Origin of the sequence: Streptomyces sp. NPDC058653 (assembly GCF_042716895.1) — a bacterium.
In the GTDB taxonomy this organism is placed as follows: domain Bacteria; phylum Actinomycetota; class Actinomycetes; order Streptomycetales; family Streptomycetaceae; genus Streptomyces.
Map to the genome: position 1 here is coordinate 1 of NZ_JBHXRM010000046.1, position 23,047 is coordinate 23,047.

The following is a 23,047-nucleotide window of genomic DNA, read 5'->3' on the forward strand; positions in this document are numbered from 1 at the left end:
CGGTCGGCGACGGAGCCGGCCCCCTGCGTCGTGCGTCGTGCGACGTACGGAGGCCGGTCCGCCCGGTCAGGGGACGGCGTGCCGGCGCAGCAGCAGGAGAGCGATGTCGTCCAGCCGGGGCGCGGACTCCTCGGCGTAGCGGATGAGCGAGTTGGCGAGCTGGTCGAGGTCCTCGCTCCGATCCCGCGCGACCCGCGCCGCGAGGTCGTCGGTGTTGTGCTCGATGTCCGTGCCCGGGATCTCCACCAGTCCGTCGGTGTACAGGGCGAGCACCGAACCGGGCGGCAGAGGGATCTCGGTGGTGGGGTACTCGGCGTCGGGCTGGATGCCGAGGAGCAGCCCCGGTGGCACGCGGAGGACGTCGGTGGTGCCGGAGGAGTGGCGGAGCAGCGCCGGCGGGTGCCCGGCGCTGGCGATGTGGAGACGGTGGTGGATGAGGTCGAGACGGGCGATCAGACAGCTGGTGAAGAGCCCGGCGTCGAGATCCATCAGGAGCAGATTGGTGCGGGCGAGGAGCTCCCCCGGGGGCGTGTCGGCGTTCGCGTGGGCGTGTACGGCGGTGCGGACCTGTCCCATGAGTGCGGCGGCCGAGGTGCTGTGGCCCTGGACGTCGCCGATCGCCGCGGTGATGGTGGTCGTCCCCCGGACGAGATCGTAGAAGTCGCCGCCGATGTCCGCGCCGTGGGCGGCCGGCAGATACCGGGCGGCGACCTCCAGCCCGGGGAAGCGGGGCAGCGCGCGGGGCAGCAGGGAGGTCTGGAGCGCGTGGGCGAGGGCGTGCTTGGTGTCGTACAGATGGGCGCGGTCCAGGGCCTGGGCGATGAGCCCGGCCAGTGAGGTGAGGACGGCGCGTTCGGCCGGGGGAAAGGCGCGGGGCCGGTCGTAGGAGAGGGTGAGGGAGCCGATGGGGCGGCCGGAGGCGGTCAGCGGCAGGAAGGCCCAGGCGCTCCTGTTCTGGAAGCGGGGCGCTTCGGGGTACTCGTGCAGGAAGTCCGCGAAGGTGGGGAAGAAGACGGGGACGTCGGTCGCCAGGGCGCGCGCGGCGGGGCTGCGGAAGGTCAGGGGAGCGCCGTCGATGCGGTCGATGAACTCGGTGCTGTAGCCGCGGTGGGCGATGACGCGCAGACGGCCTTCGTCGGCCATCAGGATGACCAGGCCCTGGGCGCCGAAGCCGGGCACGATCTGGTCGGCGGCGAGGTCGACCACGTCCTGCACGCCCACGGCCTCGGCGAGTACGGCCGACATGTGCGTCAGATGGTAGAGGCCCATCGCCCCGAACGGTTCGCCGGACGACGAGGTCTCCTGGGGGGTGATGCCCTCCTGTCCGTCGGCGGGGGTGATCTGGACGCTGATACCGCTGCCGCCGGGGTAGAGCTCGAAGTGCAGCGCGGTGTCCGGCGGGCGTACGGCGGTGAACGAGGTGGACCGCCGCGTGATGACCGCGGATCTCCAGCGGTCCTCGAACAACGGGCCGTTCAGCCAGCGCAGCACCTCCCAGGGGTAGTTGCCGACCAGCGCGAGGGGGCCCGCGCCGACGAGGTCGGCCCCGGCGGGATTGATGAAGGTGACCTTGCCGTCGAGGTCGAGTTCGCAGCAGCCGAGAGGGAGGCGTTCGGTGTAGCGGAGCGCGGCCGTGGCGCGGGCGGGGTCCGACTGTCCGGGCGGGGTGGGCAGCAGCCGCGGCTCCCGCGGGGGCAGCAGCGGACGGCCCCGGTCATGGGCCCGCTCGATCAGTCCGGCGGCCTTCCGGCAGAAGGTGGAGACGGCCTCGCTGTCACGCGTACGGAGCCGGGACGGGTGCCGGACCGGCCACAGCAGTGCGATACCGCCCCAGGCCCGGGTGCCGCTGGTCACCGGCAGCGCGGCGAGCATGAAGTCGTACGGCACGACGATGCCCAGCTGCGGGTAGCGGCTGGACATCTCGCCCTGGCTGCCCAGCCACACGGGATGCCGCTGAAGAACGGCGTCCACGACGGGACTTGAGACATCCAGGGGAGCGCGGGCCCACGGCGCGGCGACGCGCGGGGAGACGCCGGTGACCAGCGTCAGCCACAACATCTGCTCGCCGGGCGGCAGCAGATAGAACAGGCCGATCGAGGCGCCCGTGTCGCCCATCACCTCTGTCATCAGTCCGTCCAGGCCACCGAGCCCGGAGCCGGGGTCGGTGTCGGAGTCGGCGGGCTGCGGCACGGCGCTCAGCCGCCCCCGCCGGCCGGCGGGGCGGCGAGGCGAACGCGGCCGAAACGGCTGCGAGCCGCCTCTTCCCGGATCACGGTTTCCTCCTGCCGGTGGCGGCGGGCACGCCACGCGCCTGCCGGTGCGACGGCCGGCGGGTCCGCCGGCCAAGCGCCGGAGAGGGCGGAGCTCCCCACCAGTCGCGGCGAACAAGGTAACCCATAAGCGGACAATAAGCCCGCATTTCTGTGGCGGCATCCCCTCTGCGCCGTACGCCGGAGCGCGCCAGGCCGGAGGCGCGCCGTCCCGTCACGCGGGCCGCCCGGCCGCCCCGCGCCCTTGTCCGGTCCTCCCGTCAGGCCACGTCGTCCACCGGGTAGCGGACGCCGACCCGCTCACGTACCGCGTCCATCGTCCGCATCACCGCCAGGCTGCCCTCCAGCGGCACCAGCGGCGACTCCGTCTCCCCGGCCCGCAGAGCCCGCATCACCTCCGCCACCTCGTGCTGCATCCCCGTCAACCCGCTCTCCACGGTGTGCTGTTCGGGCTCCCGGCCGTCCCGGTGCAGGACAAACGCGTCCGGCGCGAAGAAGCCGCTCGGCAGCTCGATCCGGCCCGCCGTGCCGGTGACCGTCGCGGTCGTCGCGGTCGCGGCGGTCACCGAGCAGCTGAGCAGGGCGGTCGCCCCGGACTCCCAGCCCAGCAGCATCCCCGTGTTGAGATCCACCCCCTCGGGCGACAGGAGGGCGTCCGCCTGTACGCGGTCGGGCTCGCCGAGGATCAACTGGGCGAACGACACCGGGTAGACCCCGAGGTCCAGCAGCGCCCCGCCGCCGAGCGCCGGGTCGCGCAGCCGGTGCTCGGGACCGAAGGGGCCCTGGAGACCGAAGTCGGCCTGCACCGTGCGGACTTCACCGATCGCCCCGTCCGCGATCAGCTCCGTCATCCGCCGGATCACCGGACTGCAGTACATCCACATGGCCTCCATCAGGAAGAGACCCCGCTCACGCGCGAGCGCCACCAACTCGCGGGCCTCGCGCGAGTTGAGCGTGAACGCCTTCTCGCACAGCACCGCCTTCCCCGCCTCCAGGGCGAGCCCCGCCGCCGCGCGGTGCGCCGAGTGCGGCGTCGCGACGTACACCACGTCCACGTCCGGATCGGCGACGAGCCCCTCCCAGCCGCCGTACGCCCGGGGGATCCCGAACCGGTCGGCGAAGGCCTTCGCCGACGCCTCACCGCGCGAGGCCACCGCGACCACCTCGGCGCCCGCTGTGCGCAGCACGTCCGAGGTGAAGGTCGCCGCTATGCCGCCCGTGGCGAGCACGCCCCACCGCGTCGTGCCGTCGCCGCCGCCTCCGACGGCGCTCCCGCCCGCGCCGGTCCCGCTGTCCCTGTCCTGTTCCGCAGCCATCCATGCCCCTTACACAAAAACGTCTCGACCACTCGGCCAGAGCTGAGAGCATAGGGAGGCTTTCAACTACATGGAGATGCGAATGCCGGACGGCGGCCAGAGCACACGCGCGCGCAAAGGACACATACCCAGCCCTCCGGCCGCGACGGGGAGCGACACCGGCGTCGACATCCCCGCCGCACGACGCGCCGGAATCGTCGTCACCCTCGTCCTCGGCGGGCTCACCGCCCTCCCGCCGCTGTCGATGGACATGTACCTCCCGGCACTGCCCGCCGTCACCCGCGCCCTCGGCTCGTCGGCCGCCACCGCGCAGCTCACCCTCACCGCCTGTCTGACCGGCATGGCCCTCGGCCAGCTCGTGGTGGGGCCGATGAGCGACAAGTGGGGACGCCGCAGGCCACTGCTGCTCGGCATGGTCGTCTACGTCTTCGCCACCGCGATCTGCGCCCTGGCCCCCACCGTCGAACTGCTCATCGGCTTCCGGCTGCTCCAGGGGCTCGCCGGCGCGGCGGGCATCGTGATCGCCCGCGCGGTGGTGCGTGACCTCTACGACGGTGTGGAGATGGCCCGCTTCTTCTCCACCCTGATGCTGATCTCCGGTGTCGCGCCGGTCATCGCCCCGGTGATCGGCGGTCAGGTGCTCCAGGTCACCGACTGGCGCGGCATCTTCGTCGTGCTCACGGCCGTCGGGATCGCGCTGACCCTCGTCGTCGTGAAGTGGCTGCACGAGACACTGCCGCGTGAGAGGCGGCACGGCGGCGGCGTCGGCGAGGCGCTCGGCACGATGCGGGGGCTGCTCGCCGACCGGGTCTTCACCGGCTACACGCTGGCGGGCGGTCTCGCCTTCGCCGCCCTGTTCGCGTACATCGCCGCCTCGCCCTTCGTGGTGCAGGAGATCTACGGTGCCTCGCCGCAGACGTACAGCCTGCTCTTCGGGATCAACTCCATCGGTCTGATCACCGTCGGGCAGATCAACGGCCGGCTGCTGGTCGGCCGGGTCAGCATGGACAAGGTGCTGGCCGTCGGCCTGGTCGTCATCACGCTTGCCGGGGTCGCTCTGCTGCTGATGACGAGCGGGGTGTTCGGCGAACCGGGCCTCGTCGCGGTCGCCGCCGGGCTCTTCGTCCTGATGTCCGCGATGGGGCTCGCGATGCCCAACACCAACGCCCTGGCGCTGATGCGGACCCCGCACGCGGCGGGGTCGGCGTCCGCCCTCATCGGTACGGCGTCGTTCCTGATCGGCGCCGTGGCCTCACCGCTCGTCGGGATCGCGGGCGAGGCAACGGCGGTGCCCATGGCGGTCGTCCAGGTGGTGTGCGGAGTCGGGTCGCTGGTCTGCTTCCTGGCGCTGTGCCGACCCTGGCAGTCCCAGCACCTGGCGGCCCGGCCGGCCGGACTCTGAGCCGTCCCCCGGCGTCCGGGGCCCTCACGTCCGCCGGGCGGTCAGTCCTCGTCGCGGCGCAGATAGGCGATCAGATGCGGACTGTCGCTGGAGTCCGTCCAGCGGAACAGCCCCACCCCGTTGGCGTCCCCGCTCGGCAGCCGCACATTGAGCGGCAGCGGCTCGGGCTCACCGGTGAGGAGACTCACCTGTACGGGATCGCCGCCCCCGGACAGGGCCTCCGTCACCGTACGGGCGCTCGTCGCCCCGTACGCCACGCCCGTGTCCGTCACCGACGTCAGCGTCAGCGGCCTCGTGCCGTCCGACTCCTCGAAGCAGTACGCCTTCTTCTCGTCCAGGTCGAAGGCGAGCCTGCCCGCGACGAGATAGCGGCCGTTGGGGGAGGAGACGAGCTGCGGGTCGGCGCTCGGGTTGATCGCGGGCTTACGGCACCGCACCTGCGCCACCGTCTTGCCGGTGTCCAGGGCCTGCACCACCCACATCTCATGGGTGGCCGCGTCCTTCGCGCCCTTCTTCTTCTGCCACTTGGCGAGCACGTGCTCGGCCGACATGGACGCCGGCACCCCGGACTTCGGGTCGGTGCCCTTCGGGGCGACCTTCCGGCTGAACCAGCCGCCCCGCACCCAGAACTCCTTGGCGCCGCTCACCAGCAGACCGCTCGCGGTCACGCCGCGCACCTCGGTCAGCTTCTTGCAGTTCGGGCAGCCCTTCGGGAAGCCGAGCGAGCCCGGCGCCGTGCGGGACACGTCGCCGGTCGCGGGGTCGACGACCGCGCTGACGGCCTTGCCGTCGCTGATCAGAATGCCGGGGCCGGTGCCGGTGACGGTCGGCGCGTCCGTCCAGGGCACCTCGACCCGCCGCTGTTCGCCGGTCGTCGCGTCGTACACGTCGAGGGAGACGAGCGAGTCGGCCGACGCCAGCGCGTACTCGCCGAGCCGGCCGTAGGACCAGGTCACGAAGTACTGCTTGTCGCCCTTGGTCACCGAGAGGAGCCGGGGGTAGCGGTCCACCGGCGCCAGCGGCCGCCACGCCTGGCCCGACCAGCCGGCCTTCCCGGTCTCCGTGTACTGGGTACGCAGCTGGTACCGGCTGTCGTCGACCCGCGCCAGATAAGCGACGAGACCGTTGGCCGAGGCGACCGCGTACTGCGGTGAGACGTCCTCGATCTCCCAGCCGCGCCGGGTGTTGTAGGCGTCCGGCACGTTCAGCTGTGTCTCGGGACCCGAACCGCCCACCGGCTTACCGGGTTTGGCGTCGTCGTCCTTGGTGCCGCCGCAACTGGCGAGAACGAGGAGCATCACCAGGATCAGCACCCCGGCGATGAGGGTGACGCGCACGATCTTCTGCCGCTTGGTCATCAAGGACATCGGCGTCAGACCGCGAGCACGGTAAAACGACAACTTGGTCCCCCCGCGAGCACGGTGTGGCGATGGAGCGGCAACGGCCGTCAGCGTAGCAACTGGGCCGGTACCCGCCGCAGTCCGTTCGACCCCGATTCCCTGCCCGTCAGCTGCCCGCCAATTGTCGGACAGGCGGATTCCGGCCACATTCGGGGCGCCTACACTTTCGGCGGTGAACGCCTCCCTCCGCACCGCCGAAGATCTCCGCGCCGCGCTCGCGGGACTGCTCGACGGACTGCCGCCCAGCAAGGCCGCCCAGGCCGTCGAGCGGCTGATCGCCAACTACCGGGGGGTCACCCCGACCGGCACGCCCCTGCTGCGCGACCGCTCAGACGTCGCCGCCTACGCCGCGTACCGGATGCCGGCCACGTTCGAGGCCGTACGGTCCGCGCTCGACGCGCTCGCGGACGCCGCGCCCGGGTGGACGCCGGGCAGCCATGTGGATGTGGGCGGGGGCACCGGGGCGGCGGTCTGGGCCGCCGAGGCGACCTGGCCGGCGGCCGAGAACGGCGGCGGCGGTGCCGGTGCCACTGCCGGTGGGCGGTCCACGAGCGTCCTCGACTGGGCCGAACCCGCGCTCGCCCTCGGCCGCGAGCTGGCCGCCGGGTCCGGCGCGCCCGCGCTGCGGGACGCCGAGTGGCGCCGTACCAGGATCGGCGCGGGCCTGAGGCTCCCGGCCTGCGACCTCGTCACCGTCAGCTATGTCCTGGGTGAACTCACCGACGCCGATCGCGGCGCCCTCGTCACCGAGGCCGCGCGCGCCGGACAGGCCGTGGTGATCGTGGAGCCGGGGACGCCCGACGGCTACGGACGGATCATCGAGGCCCGCGACCTGCTGATCGGGGCGGGCCTGCGCGTCGCCGCGCCCTGCCCCCACAGCGGCGCCTGCCCCATCGAACCCGGCGCGGACTGGTGCCACTTCGCCGCCCGCGTCAGCCGGTCGTCGCTGCACCGGCAGGTGAAGGGGGGCTCGCTGGCGTACGAGGACGAGAAGTTCAGCTACGTCGCCGCGGTGCGCTTCGGCGCGGAGCCGGTACGGGCGCGGGTGACCCGCAAGCCGCAGACGCGCAAGGGGCAGATGCTGCTCGACCTCTGTACCAAGGACGACGGGCTGCGGCGCGAGACGGTGAGCAAGCGGCACGGGTCGCTGTACCGGGCCGCGCGCGACGCGTCGTGGGGCGACGGGTGGCCGCCCCACGACGGGCCGGAGAGCGAGCCGGACGGCGCGCCATCGAGCCATGCACCGGACGGCGCGCCCGGCTCAGGCTGAGAGCCGCAGCTCCCGCCGTACGTCCAGTTCCTGCTCCGGGCGCAGCTCCTGCGTACAGCACTTCACACTGCCCCCGCCCTTGAGCAGCTCGCCCAGGTCCATGGCGATCGGCTCGAAGCCCCGGCGTCTGAGCGGTGCGAAGAGCCCGGCCGCCGCCTGCGGCAGCAGCACATGGCGGCCGTCGCTCACCGCGTTGAGCCCGAGGGCCGCCGCGTCCGCCTCCTCCGCGATCAGCGCGTCCGGGAAGAGCCGGGCGAGGACGGCCCGGCTGCCGGGCGAGAAGGCGCCGGGGTAGTACATGACCTCGTCGGCCGCGTCGTCCAGGACGCAGAGCGCGGTGTCCAGGTGGTAGTAGCGGGGATCGACCAGATCGAGTCCGATCACCGGCCGTCCGAAGAACTCCTGTGCCTCGTCGTGCGAGAGGGGGCTGGACCGGAAGCCGCGCCCGGCCAGGATGTACGAGCCGGTGACGGCGAAGTCGCCCTCCCCCTCGTTGATGTGGGCCGGCTCATGGATCTCGGTGAAGCCGCGCGCGCGGAACCAGGCCAGATGGGCCTCCGCCTCCCCCGTGCGCTCGGGGTGCGCGAACCGTGCGCCGAGCACCCGGCCGTCGATGACGGTGGCGCCGTTGGCCGCGTACACCATGTCGGGCAGGTCGGGTCGGGGTTCGAGCAGGGAGACGGTGTGACCGAGAGCGCGGTAGCGGTCGCGGAGCACCTCCCACTGCGCGACGGCCAATGGAATGTCCACCGGTTTCGACGGATCCATCCACGGGTTGATCGAGTACGTCACTCTGAAATGCGCCGGTGGGCACAGCAGATAGCGCCGGGGGAAGGCGTCACGAGGCAACGAAGGCTCCTCACGAACGATGGGGGCGCACGGGGTGTGTGCGTCGATCCATGGTCCACCCCCGAAGCGTGTTCGGGCAGTGATCCGTTCGAGTGGTTCCCGGAGGGGCGGCATCGGGTGGGCGGCGCGGTCGCGGACGCACCGAGGTGCCGTCGGGCGAGACGCCGCGTCTCGCTAGCCTGGTAGGCTGGCGGAATGGCTGAAAGCAAGGCACCGGACTCCGCCCGCCGCAGTGAGAAGTCGCGCCGCGCGATCTACGCCGCCGCCCTGTCCCTGGTGGGCGAGACCGGCTACGCGAAGACCACGATCGAGGGCATCGCGGCCCGCGCGGGCGTCGGCAAACAGACGATCTACCGCTGGTGGCCGTCGAAGGCCGCCGTCCTCCTCGAAGCCTTTCTCGACCTGGGCGAACAGGCCGCCGAGGCGGCCGGCGGCGGCGACGGCGCCTACGAGATCCCGGACACCGGCGATCTCGCGGCGGACCTCAAACTCGTGCTGCGCGCCACGGTCGACGAGCTGAACGACCCCAGGTTCGAGGCGCCGACCCGCGCGCTCACCGCCGAGGGCATCGTGGACGCGGCGATCGGCGCCCAGTACGTGGAGAGACTCCTGGAGCCTCAGATCGCGCTCTACGTACGGAGGCTGCGGGCGGCGCAGGAGGCGGGCACCGTACGCGACGACATCGACCCGCGCACCGCCCTTGAGCTGCTGACCGGCCCGGTCCTGCACCGCTGGCTGCTGCGGACGCTGCCGCTCACACACGAGTACGCGGACTCCCTGGTCGACTACGCGCTGAACGGACTGGCACCGAGATCATCGGGTCGCTGACCCGGGTGGGTCCCCCTGCCCCGCACGGCTTCCCACCGGCTCTTTCGGACATCTCGCGGCACTGAGTGCCGCACACGCGTCCGGTCCTGTACGGGGTGGGTTCCCGGCCACGCCGGATGTGTCGAACACCACCGGTGCCCATCGCCCGCATCGGTGGCTGATTTCCCGAAATAGCCTGTGATGAGGCCCGGTGATGGGCATCCGGCCCCCTACCCCGGTTGAGGAGTGCGGCCCCCCGAAGCGCAGGATGGTGCGAACATGGAAGAGTCCGAGAGGGCCGATGCATGAGGTGAGGGGATAGATGGGCGACGATTTCGGCCGCTACCGCGGCACTGAGGGCAGGGTTTCCCAGTGGCTGCGCCGACTCGCCAGAAGGACCGACGACGGTCCGGCGTCCGCCCAGGACCCCGACGCCCGACTGGCACTGCTCCTCGCGGTGGCCGCCGCCGGTATGCCCGTCTCGCCCGCCGCGCACCCCCTCGGCTACCGATGTTCGTGCGAACGCATCGGCTGCCCCACCCCCGCCAGACATCCGATCTCCTTCGCCTGGCAGACACAGTCCACGACCGACGAGGCCCAGATCGAACGCTGGGCCACGAACCAGCCCGAGGCCAACTTCATCACGGCGACCGGTCTGGTCCACGACGTCCTCGACGTCCCGCTGGAGGCGGGCAGCAGGGCGCTGGAGCGGCTGCTCGGCGCGGGGATCGACGTCGGTCCGGTGGCCGACTCCGGCGGTGACCGGATGCTCTTCTTCACCGCCACGCGCGGCACGCCCGAGGACGAGGACGAGTGGTGGCCCTGTGAACTGGACTGCCACCCCGAGACGATGGACGAGCACCCCGGCTTCCGCTGGCACTGCCGGGGCAGTTATGTCCTCGTACCGCCGGCGAGGCTGCCCGGCGAGCTGTCGATGACCTGGCTGCGGGGCCCCGAGCATCCGCTGCCCGACCCGCTGACGCTGCTGGAGTCGCTGACGGACGCGTGCGCGCGGTACGCGGGCGAGAACCACGAGCTGGACCCGCACCCGGTGGCCTGGCCGCTCGGCCGCTGACCACCGGAGCGACCACCCGGAGACGACGACCACCGGGAGCGGTCACCGGAGCCGGACCGCCGTCGGATGACGGTCCGCGCCCCGCGCCCCGCGGGGGGTCGCTCGACGCGCGTCCCCCCGAGGGGTGTCAGGAGCCCTCGGCCCCTATCACTCCTTGCAGCCGGCTCACCACGTTCACCTGGTCCGCGTCGGCGCCGCCCGGCTTCACCACCGCCGCCTGGCTCGACACCCACTCCTTGGTGAGGGTGTTGTCCACCTCGCCCGTCATCAGCGCCTTCACATCGGAGCTGACCCGGGGGGTGAAGCCCTCGGCGGCCGTCTGCCGGTCGAAGTACTTGATCGCGAAGAAGACGAGCGCGCCGCCGTCCTCCGTGGCGAGGGCGAGAGGAGCGAAGTCCCCGGTGTCCAGGCGCTGGTCGCTGTACTGGATGGTGAGACCGGGCAGCTTGGCGTTCTTCGCGCGGATGTCGCGCCACTCGTCGGTGTGCGGTCCCGCCGCGAAGTGCTCGGGCTCGCCGTCCTTCAGATACGAGATGTACTCGGCGCCCACGTCGCCGGGCGCGACCGCCGGTGACTCGCTGTCGGCGGGCGCCGGTTCGACGAAGCCGTCCTTGTCCCTCTTGAACTCGGGGAACTCGTCCGGTGTGAGGATCGCGAGATAGGCGACCTCCCACAGCTGGTCGGCCCCGTTGCGTACGAAGACCAGGACCCAGCGGTTGTCCCCGGGGCCGTCGTCCTCGTCACGGTTGCTGTCGGTGTCGGCGACGAACCAGCGCGGCCAGCCCGCCTTCTTGGGGATGAGGAACTTGGCGTCGGTCAGCTCCAGTGGCTGGTGCTTGGCGTTGCCCTCGGGGTCGGTGATGCTTCTGGCCTTGAGCCCGGCCTGGTTGATCGCGCCCAGCGCACCGGTGACCCGGCCGGCGTCCAGCCCCGGGTCGTACGCCTTGTCCGCCTTGTTGTACGCCTCGGTGAAATCCGCGAGGGCCTGGGCCGCCTCGGACCTCTTCGCGCCCGGCAGCACCGCCAGTTCCCCGTGGACCGTCATACACCCACTCGCGACCAGCGACATCACCGTCGCAGTCGCCAGCCCCGCCGCTGCCCGCATCGGCCTTCTCATCGGTCGCCTTCTGCTCCGTGACCCCCACTGACCGTCCGAACCCTACCGGTCCGCCTCGGCACCACGAGCGGAGTCCCGGTACGCGGGTGCGGGAAGACCTCGACGGGCTGTCGGTAGACACGGCCGAGGAGTTGGCCGTCGAAGACGTCGGCCGGCGGGCCGTCCGCCACGATCCGTCCCTCGTGCAGGACGGCGGCCCGGTCGGCGTGCGCGGCGGCCAGCCCGAGGTCGTGCAGGACGACGACCACCGCGTCACCGGCCGCCGCGCGGGCCCGGCAGACGCGCAGGACCAGCTCCTGATGGCGCAGGTCGAGCGCGGCGGTCGGCTCGTCGAGGAGGAGCAGCGGGGCGCGTTGGGCGAGCACCCGGGCGAGCATGACGCGGGCGCGTTCGCCGCCGGAGAGCGCGGAGAAGGGGCGCCGGGCGAACTCGCCGACCTCGGTGGCCGCCAGCGCGTCGGCCACGGCCGCGTCGTCGTCCGCGGCCGACGCCGTGCCCGCCCACGGGGCGCGGCCCATCCGGACGACCTCCTCCACCGGGAACGGGAAGGAGACCGTGGCGGCCTGGGGCAACACGGCCCGCCGTAGGGCGAGTTCGGGCGCCGACCAGCCGTGGGCGGGGCGGCCCGCGATCCGTACCCCGCCGTCGGTGCCCGGGCCGCCGATGGGCAGATCGGCGGCGAGCGCCGCGAGGAGCGTCGACTTGCCGGCCCCGTTGGGTCCCACGAGCGCCAGCACCTCACCCGCGCGTACGAGAAGGTCGACCCCGCCGAGGACCGCGCTTTCCCCGAGCCGCACCCGCAGCCCGCGCGCCTCGGCCACGACGTCCCCGGGCGCGACGGGGGCGGGCAACTCCCGCCCCCGCACGGTGAACAGGCCTCGGACCACGCTGTGCGCCGTGGTCTTCATGAGCGTGCCGGCCCTCATGCCCAGCCCCCCTGCCCGCGCCGTGTCCTGCGCAGCAGCCAGAAGAAGAACGGACTGCCGAAGAGCGCCGTCAGTACGCCCAGGGGCAGTTCGGCCGGGGCCGCCACCGTACGGGCCGCCAGATCGCCCGCCAGCAGGACCAGCGCGCCTCCGAGCGCGCTGCCGGGCACCAGGAAACGGTGGCCGGGGCCGTTCGCCATCCGCAGCAGATGCGGGACCAGCAGGCCGACGAAGGTGATGATCCCCGCCACGGCGACGGCGGCGGCCGTCAGGAGCGCCACGACCAGGACCAGGACGATCCGGAGCCGTTCGACCTCCACGCCCAGATGTCTCGCCGGCCGCTCGCCCAGGGCGAGCAGGTCCAACTTCCGTGCGTAGAAGGGCGCGACGGCCAGACCGATGAGCGCGCACGGCAGTACGGCGAGCACCTTGGGCCAGGTCGCCTGGGCCAGCGAGCCGAGCTGCCAGAAGGTGATCTGGCTGATCTGCGCGTTGTCGGCGACGAAGACGGCCAGCCCGATGAGCGCGCCCGCGAAGGCGTTCACCGCGATGCCGGTGAGGATGAGCGTGACGACCTCCGTACGGCCGCCGGAGCGGGACATGGCGTACACGAGCAGCACCGTCAGAAGCCCGGAGACGAACGCGCAGACGGTGACCGTCCAGTTGCCGAGGAAGCTCAGGCCGAGCGCGATCGACGCGACGGCGCCGACCGCCGCGCCCGCCGAGATGCCGATGACCCCGGGCTCGGCGAGCGGGTTGCCGAACACGCCCTGCATCAGGGCGCCCGCGCAGCCGAGCGAGGCGCCGACGAGCAGCGCGAGGACCACCCGGGGCAGCCGGACCTTCCACAGGACGCTCTCGGGAACCCGTTCGAGCGCGGCACCGCCGAGTCCGGTCCGGTGCCGCACGGAGGAGAGCACGTCGCCGAGCGGGATGTCGTACGCGCCGAGCCCGGCGGAGAGCAGACAGAGCACCAGCAGCGCACCGAGCAGCCCCGCCGTCAACAGCCAGGTCCTCCCCGGCCGTCGAGACGGCTTCCCGGGGTTCTTGCCGGAACTCTTCGCGGAACTCCTGCCGGGCGGGGAGGCGTCCGGCGGCGCGGTGGTCACGGTGGATGTGCCCGTCATGTCACTCGCCGTCCGGGTGGAGCTGCTCGACCAGGGACGCGAGCACCTGGTCCGTACGGGGCCCGTAGTTGAGCAGCACGCCGTCGTCGACCGCGAGGAACCGGCGGTCGAGACCGGCGGGTGTCTCGGCGACGCCCGGGATCCTCACCAGGCCGTCGGGACCTCCCACCGATTCGAGCCCCTTGGTCATCAGCAGGATCGCGTCGGGCGCGGCCTTCGCCAGCGCCTCACTGGTGATCGCGGTGAAGTCCTTGTCGAGCCCCGACTCCTTGCCCGCGTCGACGGCGCCCGCCGCCTCCAGCAGCGAACTCACCCCGGAATCACGGCCGCCCAGCAGATAGACGGACGCCGAGCCGCGCAGATAGAGGAACGCGACGCGCGGCTTCGCGCCGTCGCCGGACGCCGGGATCCGTTTCCGTACGGCGGCGATCCGCCCGGCCGTACGCGAGCTCAGCTCCTCGCCCGCCGTGTCCACGCCCAGCGCGTGCGCCACGGCCGTGATGCGCCTGCCGACGTCGTCCAGGCTCCTCGCGGGCTCCACGACGAGCAGGGGGATTCCGGCGTCCCGGATCTGGTCGACGGCCTCGGCGGGCCCTGTGGTGGTCTCGGCGATGACGAGTGTCGGTCTGAGGGAGAGGACGCTCTCGGCCGAGACGTCGTGCGCCCGGGTCACCACGGGCAGTTTCTCCGCCTGTTCGAAGGTGGCGGTGATGTCACGGGCCACGACGTGTCCGCCGAGGCCGAGGGTGAAGACGATCTCGTTGAGCGATCCGGTCAGCGGGACGATCCGGTCGGCGGAGGTGACGGTGACCTTCGTCCCGTCGGCGGAGTCCACGGTGACGGGCAGTCGCGGCTCGGGGACGGTGGCCAGCGGCTCGACCCGGTCGGCGGGGGCCGTCGCCGCCGCGCCCTTCGCGGTCCCGGCGCCGCTGTCAGCCCCGCCGTCGTCGCCTCCGCCGCAGCCGGTGGCGAGCAGGGTGAGGGTGAGCACCGAGATGACCGCGCCCGCAAGGCGTTGAGTGCGCACGGAGTGCACCGTCCCGTCGTTGTGTGGAGTCCCGTTGAGGCGCCCGGGGCGGAAGGGTTCCGAACCGAGCTGGAGATAGCTTAGGTTAGCCTTACCTTGCTTACCAGGTCCGGGGTGGCTCAACCGGGCTTCTTCGGCGTGCCCGTGGCCGCCGCCGTCTCCCTCGTAGGAGTGATCTCTGATGCTGTCGTCCAGACCGGTGCGCCCACTCACCGTCGCGCTGCTCGCCGTGCTCCTCGGGGCCCTGCTCCCGGCGGCGACGGCTCACGCGGCGGACCGCACCGTGAAGGGCGGCAGGCTCGACTGGGGCATCAGGTCCTCCTTCCAGAGCTATGTCACCGGGCCCGTGGCGGGCGGCAGTTGGAGCCTGACCGGAGGCGCGGCGACCGTGGGCGGCGGCCGGTTCAGATTCCACTCCGCCTCCGGGACGTACGACCCCGAGGGCGGCGCGCTGAGCGCCGGATTCAGCGGCGGCGTCCGGTTCGTCGGCCACACCAGGCCCGACGGTTCGCACGAGCTGGACCTGACCGTCGGCCGGCCCACGGTCCGGATCTCCGGCGGCCGGGGCACCCTCTACGCCGACATGACCAGCAAGGCCAGGGGGAGCGGGAAGGTCACCACGTCGTCGCAGGTCCCGCTCGCCTCGCTCGACCTCGGCGGGATCGACATGAGGGGCGGCGGCAGCCCGGTCGCCCTCACCAACGTCCCGTCGACGCTCACCGCACAGGGCGCGACCGCGTTCGCCGGGTACTACACGGCGGGGACACCGCTCGACCCGGTCAGCCTCTCCGTGGACATGGCCGAGGCGGAGAACCCGGCGGATCGGCCTCCGAGGAAGCCCGCCGAGACCGACAAGGGCGCCGGCGAGGGCTCGGACAGGACGGAGGGCGAGCGGGCCGGGGGCGCTCTGGAGGACGGCGCCGTCGACTGGGGCGTACGCCGGACCTTCCGTGAGTACGTCACCGGCTCGATCGCCAAGGGCCGTTGGACGCTCGACGGTGGCGCCCAGGACGGCGGAGCGCTCTTCCGCTTCCCGCGCGGGAAGGGCACGTACGACGCGAAGAAGCGGACGCTCGACGCCGACTTCGCCGGCAGCGTCCGCTTCACCGGAACCCGGCTGGACCTGACGCTGAGCGCCATCAGCGTGAAGGTGAGGGGCGGGAAGGGCACCCTGGCCGCCGATGTGGCGAGCGACGGGAAGGCGCCGGAGAAGGCAGTCCCGCTCGTGACCTTCACCGCCGGGGACCTCACCCCCAGGAACGGCCTCGCCGCACTCACCGAGGCCCCCGCCACGCTCACCGGGCCCGGCGCCGAGGCCTTCGGCTCCCTGTACCGGGCGGGCACCCCCATGGATCCCCTCTCACTCGCCGTCGCCCTCGACCCGAAGGCGAAGCTGCCCGCGCTGCCCGATCTGGGCAGCGGCGCCGAGGCGTCTTCGGAGCCGGCGTCCGGCGCGACGACCGGCGGGCCCACCAAGCCGGCGGAGGTGGACGATGCCGCGTCCACCTCCGCCTCCTCGTCCGCCTCCTCCCGGGCCCTCACCTACGGAGGGATCGGCGCGGGTGTGCTGCTCGCCGCCGTCCTGGCGGTGTACGTCGGCGTCCGCCGCCGTAACGCGGCACCGGCGACGGCGACGGCGGCCGGGGCCGATGACGGTGCCGACGCCGTCGCCGATTCGGCGGGCGGCCCGGACACCGGTTCCGGCACCCCAGCCGACGGAATCTGACCTCCCCCCGCACCCCACCCCCCTCCTTCAGCGCCTTCCCACTCATCGAGGAGACCCCCGAACATGCCAGCCACCCGTCGTCCCATCGCCCTCGCCGCGGCGGTCGCCACCGTCGTGGCCGTCGGCGCCACCGCGCTCGCCGTCCCGGCGTTCGCGTCCGACAGCACCCCGTCCGCGCCCGCCGTGGCCGCCGCGCCCGAGGCTCCCGCCGCTCCCGCCGCGCCGCGGCTCGACCTGAAGGACGGCACCCTGGAGTGGGGTTTCAAGGAGTCCTTCCGCAAGTACCTGCTCTCGCCCGTCGCGAGCGGGAAGATCACGGCCGCCGACGGTGCGACCCAGGCCACCGGCAACGGCGTGTTCACGTTCACGGGCGGCACCGGCACCTACGACACGGGCACGCACGCCACCGCCACCGCCTTCGAGGGAAGCGTGCGCTTCGAGGGTCACCACGGCGTCCTCGACATCAGGTTGAGCGATGTGAAGGTCAACACCGGCCGCGAGAGCGGGGAGATCACCGCCGACGTCACCAGCGTGACCGAGGGGGAGTCCACGACACGCGACGACGTGCCGATCGCCGATCTCGATCTGACGGCCGTGCGGCCGGGCCAGGGCGAGAACGGCGCGATGGTCTTCAAGGACATCCCCGCCGAGCTGACGGCCGAGGGGTCCGAGGCCTTCGCGGGCTTCTACGCCGCGGGCGCGCCACTGGATCCGGCGACGCTCTCCGTGACGGCGGACAGGCCGCCCACGGACGACCCCACTGACGAGCCGACCGACGACCCCACCGACGACCCGACGGACGACCCCACTGACGAGCCCACCGACGACCCGACGGACGAGCCCACCGACGAGCCCACGAACCCGGCCGTCGTGGACGGCGCGATCGTCGACGGGAATCTCGACTGGGGCGTCAAGAAGAGCTTCCGTACGTATGTGACGGGCCCCGTCGCCAAGGGCAAGGTCGAACTCGCCGACGGCGCGGCCCAGTCGGGCGAGGCGTACCGCTTCCCCGGGGCCACCGGCACCTTCGACGCGGACACCGGGACCCTCTCCGCCGACTTCGGGGGCTCGGTCCGCTTCCTGGGCCACGAGGAGGAGGGCTCCTACGTACTCGACCTGGAGCTCAGCGGTCTGGAGGCCGAGGTCCGGGACGGCGGGGGCACGCTCGTCGCGGACGTCACCACCAAGGACCGGGAGACCCACGAGGTCTCGACCTTCGAGGACCTGACGATCGCCACGCTCGACCTGCCGGCCGGTGACCTGGAGGCGGAGAACGGAGTCGTGACGCTGGACGCCGTACCCGCCTCGCTGACGGCGGACGGCACGAAGGCGTTCGGCGGCATGTACCGGGCGGGCGAGGCGCTGGACGCCGTCACCGCGGCCGTCTCCCTCACGGACGACGCCCAGCTCCCGGGCGGCGCTGCGGGCGGGGGCTCGGGCGGTACGACAGGTGGCACGGGCACCACGGGCGGCAGCGCCGGTACGGCCGGCGGGGGCACCGTCGGCGGCTCGGCCGGGGGCGTGGGAAGTCTCGCGAGCACCGGCGCAGAGGTCCCGACCGGCGCGCTGACCGGCGCGGCGGGCGCGCTCGCCGTCCTGGGCGCCGCCGCCGTGTACGCCGCCCGGCGCCGCAACCCCGCCAACGGCGAGAGCCGACCCGCGAGTTGAGCCTTCGGGCACCATGAGGGGGCAGGGCCGTACCGCGGGAGTCGCGGCACGGCCCTGCCCGTCCGGCACACCTCGTACGTGATGTTCAACGGCTGATGTTTCAATGCCTGCGTGACTGACATCGGCACCGGCGGCATCGAAGTACTGAGCGTCTTCTGCGGGGGCGACGGGCGGCACGGCAACCCGCTCGGCGTCGTACGGGAAGGCCGTGCCTATCCCGACGAGGCGTCCCGGCAGGCGCTCGCCGCCGAACTCGGCTTCAGCGAGACCGTGTTCGTGGACGACCCCGAGCGCGGCCAGGTGGACATATACACCCCCGGGCTGCGGCTGCCGTTCGCCGGGCACCCGCTCGTGGGGGCCGCGTGGCTGCTCGACCTGGAGCTGGTCAACCCGCCCGTCGGCGAGGTGTGGGTGCGCCAGGACGGCGAGTTCACCTGGATCACGGCGCGCCCCGAATGGGCCCCGCCGCGCACCCTGCGCCGCTACGCCACGGCCGCCGAGGTCGAGGCGCTACCCGCGCCTCCGCCGGGCGAGGGCTGGCTCTACGCGTGGGCGTGGGAGGACGAGTCCGCGGGCCGGGTCAGGGCGCGTGCCTTCCCGCGCCGCGACGACGGCATCGTGGAGGACGAGGCGACGGGCGCGGCGGCCCTGCTGCTCACCGCCGAGCTGGGGCGGGCGCTGAACATCACACAGGGCCGGGGGTCGCAGATCCTCACCGCCCCCGGCCCTGACGGCTCCGTCGAGGTCGGCGGACGGGTGCGTCTGCTCCCGTCGCGCTGACCCCCGTCCCCGGCGTCCCCCCTCAGGCGCTGAGGGGGAACTCGCCCTCCAGCTCGTGGAACACGGCGCCGTTGAAGTCGAACGCCCGCTTGCACTCCTCGATGATCCGCTGCTTCTCCAGATCGTCCACCGGCACCGCGTCCAGCAGTTCGCGGTAGGCGCGCTTGAACGCAGCCGGGTTGGCGATCTCGTCGAAGACGTAGAAGCGGACCCCGTCGCCCTTGCGCGCGAAGCCCCAGGTCTTCTCGGCCATGTCACGCACGACCTGGCCGCCGGAGAGATCCCCCAGATAGCGGGTGTAGTGGTGGGCGACATAGCCGCCGGGCCAGGTGCGGGCGCACTCGGTGACCCGGGCCGCGTACGCGGCGGTGGCGGGCAGCGGCTCCAGGCCCTCGCGCCAGTCGGCACCGCGCAGATGCGTGAGGTCGCGCTCCAGGGCGTCGGTGCGCATCAGCTCGGGCCGCAGGAAGGGACCGGCGACCGGCTCTCCTTCGAGGGTCCCCGCGGCGTCCTCCAGCGCGCGGTACACGAACCAGAGCTGTTCGGTGTAGCGCGTGTACGCCTCCACCCCGAAGCGCTGCCCGAGCAGGTCGCTCATGAAGGTCGAGGTGTTCACCTCGGCGTGCTTCTCGTGCGAGGCGACACGGATCATCGTCGAGAACGGAGTGGTGGCGATTGCGTCCAAGGCGGGCCTCCGAGGCCGATGGGAACGGAAGAACCAGACCGGGATCCGGCGCGGCGGCAGGGGCGCCTGCCTTCGCCGATCCTCCTACTTAGGCTTACCTAAGTCAACTGGTTCCCGACGTCCTGTCGGTAAAAGGGATACCCGCCGGCCGCGCGGGGGACACCCGCCACCGGTGTGGCCTCCGCGAACGGCCGAGCTGGTCAGGGGGGCGGCCGAGACGGCTCAGGGCAGGGTCAGGATCTCCGCGCCGGTCTCCGTCACCACGAGTGTGTGCTCGAACTGGGCGGTCCGCCTGCGGTCCTTCGTCACCACGGTCCAGCCGTCGTCCCACATCTCGTACTCATGGGTGCCCAGCGTGAGCATCGGCTCGATGGTGAAGGTCATGCCGGGCCGCATCACGGTGGTCGCGTGCGGGCTGTCGTAGTGCGGGATGATCAGCCCGGAGTGGAAGGACGAGTTGATGCCGTGCCCGGTGAAGTCCCGGACCACGCCGTAACCGAAGCGCTTGGCGTACGACTCGATGACGCGGCCGATGACATTGATCTGCCGGCCGGGCCTGACGGCCTTGATGGCCCGGTTCAGCGCCTCCCTGGTCCGCTCCACCAGGAGCGTGGACTCCTCGTCGACATCGCCGCAGAAGTAGGTGGCGTTGTTGTCGCCGTGCACGCCGTTGATGTAGGCGGTGACGTCGAGATTGACGATGTCGCCGTCGCGCAGCACGGTCGAGTCCGGGATTCCGTGGCAGATGACCTCGTTGACCGAGGTGCACAGCGACTTCGGGAACTCCCGGTAGCCGAGGGTGGAGGGGTACGCCCCGTGGTCGACCATGAAGTCGTGGGCGACCCGGTCGAGCTCGTCGGTGGTGACCCCGGGCGCGATGTGCTTCGCGGCCTCCTCCATCGCCCGGGCGGCGATCCGCCCGGCGGTCCGCATCAGCTCGACGGTCTCCTCGCTCTGCACCTCGGGCCCGGTGTACGGGGTCGGCTGAGGTTTCCCGACGTACTCGGGACGCCGGATCTTCGCGGGAACGGAACGGGCGGGGGAGAGCTCCCCGGGCACGAGCAGTGACTGGCCAGACATGCGAACGAGTCTAACCAGCGTTCAAAAGCCCCCAGTGGGGCAGCATGCCGTTCACCAGAGGAAGGAGCCGACGATGGCCCTGTTCAAGAAGCGCGCGGCGGGTAAGCCGGGCGAGTGGTACTACTGCCTGGAACACAAGAAGGTCGAGGAGGGTCCGGACTGTCCGGCCAAGGACCGCTTCGGGCCGTACGCCTCCCGGCAGGAGGCGGAGCGCGCCATGGCGACCGCGGCCGAACGCAACGCCGACTGGGAGACGGACCCGCGCTGGCACGACAGGCCGGAGGAACCGCCCCGGGGCTGATCCCGCGTCCGGCCGTCCGGCGTCAGGCCACCGCCCCTGGCGCCGGGGCCTCCACGGCGGCCCCGTCCGCCGCCGCGAGCTGAGCCTCCTGACGCGCCTTGCGGCGCAGCGCGTCCTCGTCCGTCTCCGAGTCGTACGTCATCAGCTTCGGCAGCACCGCCGCCAGCAGTCCCACCGCCACCACGCACGCCACCCCGCCGCTCCAGACCGCCGGACGGGTGCCGGTCCAGCCCGCGACCGTGCCCGCGCGGACCTGGCCGAGCTGGGGGCCCACGCTGTACGACAGCACCTCCAGGCCCGCCAGTCTGCCGCGCAGCTCCTCGGGGATGGTCTGGTTCCAGATCGTCGAACGGCCCAGTCCGCTGAGCATGTCGCCGGCGCCCGCCAGGACGAGACAGAACAGCACCAGCCAGATGTTCGGCATCCAGCCCGCGAAGGTCATCGCCAGGCCCCAGCCGCCGGCGCCGAGCACCACCATCAGGCCGTGCCGCCGGATCTTCGAGGCCCAGCCGCTGGTCAGGCTGACCAGTACCGAACCCAGCGGAATCGCCCCGTACATCAGCCCGAGCGCCCACTCCGCCTCCAGGTCCTCCGCGAGGAACGGGAAGATCGCGAGCGGGAAGGCGAAGAACATCGCGCTCAGGTCGACCGCGTACGTGCCCAGCAGCACCGGCTTGCTCCACGCGTACCGGGCGCCCTCGGCGATCCCGCGCAGCGACGGCTTCCCCGCCTCCTTGGAAGGCGGCGCCGGCCGCAGCCGCAGACACATCAGTACGGAGGCGACGAACCCGGCCACGGTCAGGGCGTACGCCGTCGCCGTCCCCGAGAGCGCGACCACCACACCCGCCACCGCGGGCCCCGCGACCGCGGCGGTCTGCCAGCGCAGCGCGTTGAGCGCGGCGGCGGCCGTCGTCTGGGCGTGCGGCACGATCCGCGCTATCAGCGAGTCCAGCGCGGGCCGCTGGACACCGGCCAGCGCGGAGACGCCGGCGGCCACGACGTACAGCGGCCAGAGGGCCGGACGCGGCAGCAGGGCGTTGATCAGCAGGACGACCGCGAGCAGTCCGAGGCAGGCCTCGGAGAGCAGGATCAGTTTGCGGCGGTCGACCGCGTCGGCGAGCGCCCCGCCGTACAGCCCGAAGACGATCAGCGGGACCAGCTCGACGGCGCCCATCGCGCCCACCGCGAGGGGCGAGTCGGTGAGGTCCTTGATCTGGAGCGGCAGCGCGATCATGGCCATGGAGCTGCCGAAATAGGTCACCAGCCCCTGGATCCAGAGGAGTCGGAACTCGCGCAGAGTACGCAGCGGGGTGAGGTCCGGCAGGATCGCGGACAGCTTTCTGGTCACGAGAGGCCATGCTCCGTCGTGGCCGCCGCGCCGGGCAACTCCTTTAGCCGGCCCCCGCCCCCGACCGGCCGACCGTCACCCCGGACCGGCCGGCCCCGCCCCGCCCCGGACCGGCCGCCCCCGCCCCGGACGCCCGCCCGTCACAGCCGTGCCGGCGCCCGGGAGATCACCAGCGGGCGGGCGGCGGTGCCGTCAGCTGGTCGACGAGCCGCGACAGCCGGTCCCGGAAGCGGCGCCTGCCGCGCGCGTCCGGCAGGCTGTTCTCACCGGCCGCCGCGCTCACCAGATGCTGGACGATGTCGAGATCGACGCCCGCCGCGCCCTCCTGGGACGCGTCCGGCGGCCGGGGGGCGATCGTGAGCGCGTCGTGCGCCAGCCCCACCACCTCGGAGTCCCCGCTGCCCAGCGACAGCACGGTCGCCCCGGCCCGCCGCGCGTCGTGCACCCGCTCCAGCAGCCCGCCGTCCGGCCGTTCGGGCGCCACCATCAGCAGCGTCTCGCCCCGCCCCGCCGCTTGGAGCCTGCCGAGCCCGACGGCCAGATGCGGGGGATCGCCCGGCCGCACCCGGTGCCGTACGAGCAGCGGTGTCAGCTCCGGGCGGCCCGACCAGGCCGCCTCGTCCACCAGATGCGCGGCCAGATGCCACGGCTCGTACGCCCGGGTCCCGACCAGCAGCAGCCCGCCCCCGTGCGGCACGACCGAGGACCGCAGGGACGCGGCGAACCGGCGGGTCGCGGCCGGCCACTCCGTTCCGGACAGGACCTCACGGAGAAGGGCGACGCGTACGGCATCCATGGGCCGGGATCCTGCCGCAGCGCCACGCCCCGCACCGGAGGTCAGCGCGGCGTCACCCGAACGGGTCATTCCGGCTG

20 protein-coding genes are annotated in these 23,047 nt (G+C 72.6%); 8 read left to right on the forward strand and 12 right to left on the reverse strand.

Going from position 1 to position 23,047, the window contains the following annotated elements:
- Positions 1–66: 66 nt before the first annotated feature.
- Both ACFWU9_RS30005 and ACFWU9_RS30010 read right to left on the reverse strand, forming a co-directional pair.
- A complete protein-coding gene (locus tag ACFWU9_RS30005; RefSeq protein WP_384323974.1) occupies positions 67–2,190 on the reverse strand; it encodes a SpoIIE family protein phosphatase in 2,124 nt (707 codons plus the stop codon).
- A gap of 340 nt (positions 2,191–2,530) precedes the next feature.
- A complete protein-coding gene (locus ACFWU9_RS30010; protein ID WP_384324068.1) occupies positions 2,531–3,499 on the reverse strand; it encodes a Gfo/Idh/MocA family protein in 969 nt (322 codons plus the stop codon).
- Positions 3,500–3,656: 157 nt separating this feature from the next.
- Here ACFWU9_RS30010 and ACFWU9_RS30015 point away from each other — a divergent pair, with 157 nt between their 5' ends.
- Positions 3,657–4,988 carry a multidrug effflux MFS transporter gene (locus ACFWU9_RS30015; RefSeq protein ID WP_384323976.1) on the forward strand — a complete coding sequence of 444 codons (1,332 nt, stop codon included), beginning with the start codon at positions 3,657–3,659 and terminating at the stop codon, positions 4,986–4,988.
- 41 nt (positions 4,989–5,029) lie between these two features.
- On the opposite strand, the gene ACFWU9_RS30020 is transcribed toward ACFWU9_RS30015, so the two are convergent.
- Positions 5,030–6,346, reverse strand: coding sequence for a hypothetical protein (locus ACFWU9_RS30020; protein ID WP_384323978.1), 1,317 nt, complete (start codon positions 6,344–6,346; stop codon positions 5,030–5,032).
- A gap of 214 nt (positions 6,347–6,560) precedes the next feature.
- On the opposite strand from ACFWU9_RS30020, the gene ACFWU9_RS30025 reads away from it, so the two are divergent.
- The gene (locus ACFWU9_RS30025) at positions 6,561–7,658 is read left to right on the forward strand and encodes a small ribosomal subunit Rsm22 family protein (RefSeq protein WP_384323980.1); all 1,098 of its coding nucleotides are present in this window, start codon (positions 6,561–6,563) and stop codon (positions 7,656–7,658) included.
- Here ACFWU9_RS30025 and ddaH read toward each other — a convergent pair.
- Positions 7,650–8,507, reverse strand: coding sequence for a dimethylargininase (gene ddaH, locus ACFWU9_RS30030; RefSeq protein ID WP_384323982.1), 858 nt, complete (start codon positions 8,505–8,507; stop codon positions 7,650–7,652). The two genes, ACFWU9_RS30025 and ddaH, sit on opposite strands and share 9 nt — an antisense overlap.
- A gap of 195 nt (positions 8,508–8,702) precedes the next feature.
- On the opposite strand from ddaH, the gene ACFWU9_RS30035 reads away from it, so the two are divergent.
- Both ACFWU9_RS30035 and ACFWU9_RS30040 read left to right on the forward strand, forming a co-directional pair.
- Entirely contained in the window at positions 8,703–9,335 is a 633-nt protein-coding gene (locus ACFWU9_RS30035) for a TetR/AcrR family transcriptional regulator (RefSeq protein ID WP_384323984.1), read from the forward strand.
- Between the two features lie 301 nt (positions 9,336–9,636).
- Complete coding sequence (locus tag ACFWU9_RS30040) at positions 9,637–10,389, forward strand: bifunctional DNA primase/polymerase (protein WP_384323986.1); 753 nt, start codon at positions 9,637–9,639, stop codon at positions 10,387–10,389.
- Between the two features lie 127 nt (positions 10,390–10,516).
- Here ACFWU9_RS30040 and ACFWU9_RS30045 read toward each other — a convergent pair whose 3' ends face one another.
- Genes ACFWU9_RS30045 through ACFWU9_RS30060 form a run of 4 tightly spaced genes read right to left on the reverse strand, consistent with a single transcriptional unit; the run spans position 10,517 to position 14,586 of the window.
- Positions 10,517–11,506, reverse strand: coding sequence for a hypothetical protein (locus ACFWU9_RS30045; RefSeq protein ID WP_384323988.1), 990 nt, complete (start codon positions 11,504–11,506; stop codon positions 10,517–10,519).
- Positions 11,503–12,414 (reverse strand): heme ABC transporter ATP-binding protein, encoded by a 912-nt coding sequence (locus ACFWU9_RS30050; RefSeq protein WP_384324070.1) that lies wholly within the window; start codon positions 12,412–12,414, stop codon positions 11,503–11,505. The genes ACFWU9_RS30045 and ACFWU9_RS30050 overlap by 4 nt, the downstream gene beginning before the upstream one ends.
- 14 nt (positions 12,415–12,428) lie before the next feature.
- On the reverse strand, positions 12,429–13,559 hold the full coding sequence (locus tag ACFWU9_RS30055) for a FecCD family ABC transporter permease (RefSeq protein ID WP_384323990.1): 1,131 nt from the start codon (positions 13,557–13,559) through the stop codon (positions 12,429–12,431).
- Between the two features lies 1 nt (position 13,560).
- Positions 13,561–14,586 (reverse strand): hemin ABC transporter substrate-binding protein, encoded by a 1,026-nt coding sequence (locus ACFWU9_RS30060; RefSeq protein WP_384323992.1) that lies wholly within the window; start codon positions 14,584–14,586, stop codon positions 13,561–13,563.
- A gap of 181 nt (positions 14,587–14,767) precedes the next feature.
- Here ACFWU9_RS30060 and ACFWU9_RS30065 point away from each other — a divergent pair, with 181 nt between their 5' ends.
- The 3 genes from ACFWU9_RS30065 (at position 14,768) to ACFWU9_RS30075 (ending at position 18,760) form a co-directional block, all read left to right on the forward strand.
- A complete protein-coding gene (locus ACFWU9_RS30065; RefSeq protein WP_384323994.1) occupies positions 14,768–16,312 on the forward strand; it encodes an HtaA domain-containing protein in 1,545 nt (514 codons plus the stop codon).
- A 63-nt stretch (positions 16,313–16,375) separates the two neighbouring features.
- Positions 16,376–17,980, forward strand: coding sequence for an HtaA domain-containing protein (locus ACFWU9_RS30070; protein ID WP_384323996.1), 1,605 nt, complete (start codon positions 16,376–16,378; stop codon positions 17,978–17,980).
- Between the two features lie 111 nt (positions 17,981–18,091).
- The gene (locus tag ACFWU9_RS30075; protein ID WP_384323998.1) at positions 18,092–18,760 is read left to right on the forward strand and encodes a PhzF family phenazine biosynthesis protein; all 669 of its coding nucleotides are present in this window, start codon (positions 18,092–18,094) and stop codon (positions 18,758–18,760) included.
- 22 nt (positions 18,761–18,782) lie between these two features.
- Here ACFWU9_RS30075 and ACFWU9_RS30080 read toward each other — a convergent pair whose 3' ends face one another.
- On the reverse strand, positions 18,783–19,445 hold the full coding sequence (locus tag ACFWU9_RS30080) for a heme oxygenase (biliverdin-producing) (protein WP_384324000.1): 663 nt from the start codon (positions 19,443–19,445) through the stop codon (positions 18,783–18,785).
- 222 nt (positions 19,446–19,667) lie between these two features.
- A complete protein-coding gene (map, locus tag ACFWU9_RS30085; protein ID WP_384324001.1) occupies positions 19,668–20,525 on the reverse strand; it encodes a type I methionyl aminopeptidase in 858 nt (285 codons plus the stop codon).
- A gap of 73 nt (positions 20,526–20,598) precedes the next feature.
- Here map and ACFWU9_RS30090 point away from each other — a divergent pair, with 73 nt between their 5' ends.
- Positions 20,599–20,826 carry a hypothetical protein gene (locus tag ACFWU9_RS30090; RefSeq protein ID WP_384324003.1) on the forward strand — a complete coding sequence of 76 codons (228 nt, stop codon included), beginning with the start codon at positions 20,599–20,601 and terminating at the stop codon, positions 20,824–20,826.
- Positions 20,827–20,848: 22 nt separating this feature from the next.
- On the opposite strand, the gene ACFWU9_RS30095 is transcribed toward ACFWU9_RS30090, so the two are convergent.
- Together ACFWU9_RS30095 and ACFWU9_RS30100 are read right to left on the reverse strand one after the other, a co-directional pair.
- Positions 20,849–22,174, reverse strand: coding sequence for an MFS transporter (locus ACFWU9_RS30095; RefSeq protein ID WP_384324005.1), 1,326 nt, complete (start codon positions 22,172–22,174; stop codon positions 20,849–20,851).
- Positions 22,175–22,340: 166 nt separating this feature from the next.
- A complete protein-coding gene (locus ACFWU9_RS30100) occupies positions 22,341–22,970 on the reverse strand; it encodes a hypothetical protein (RefSeq protein ID WP_384324007.1) in 630 nt (209 codons plus the stop codon).
- Positions 22,971–23,047: the final 77 nt, after the last annotated feature.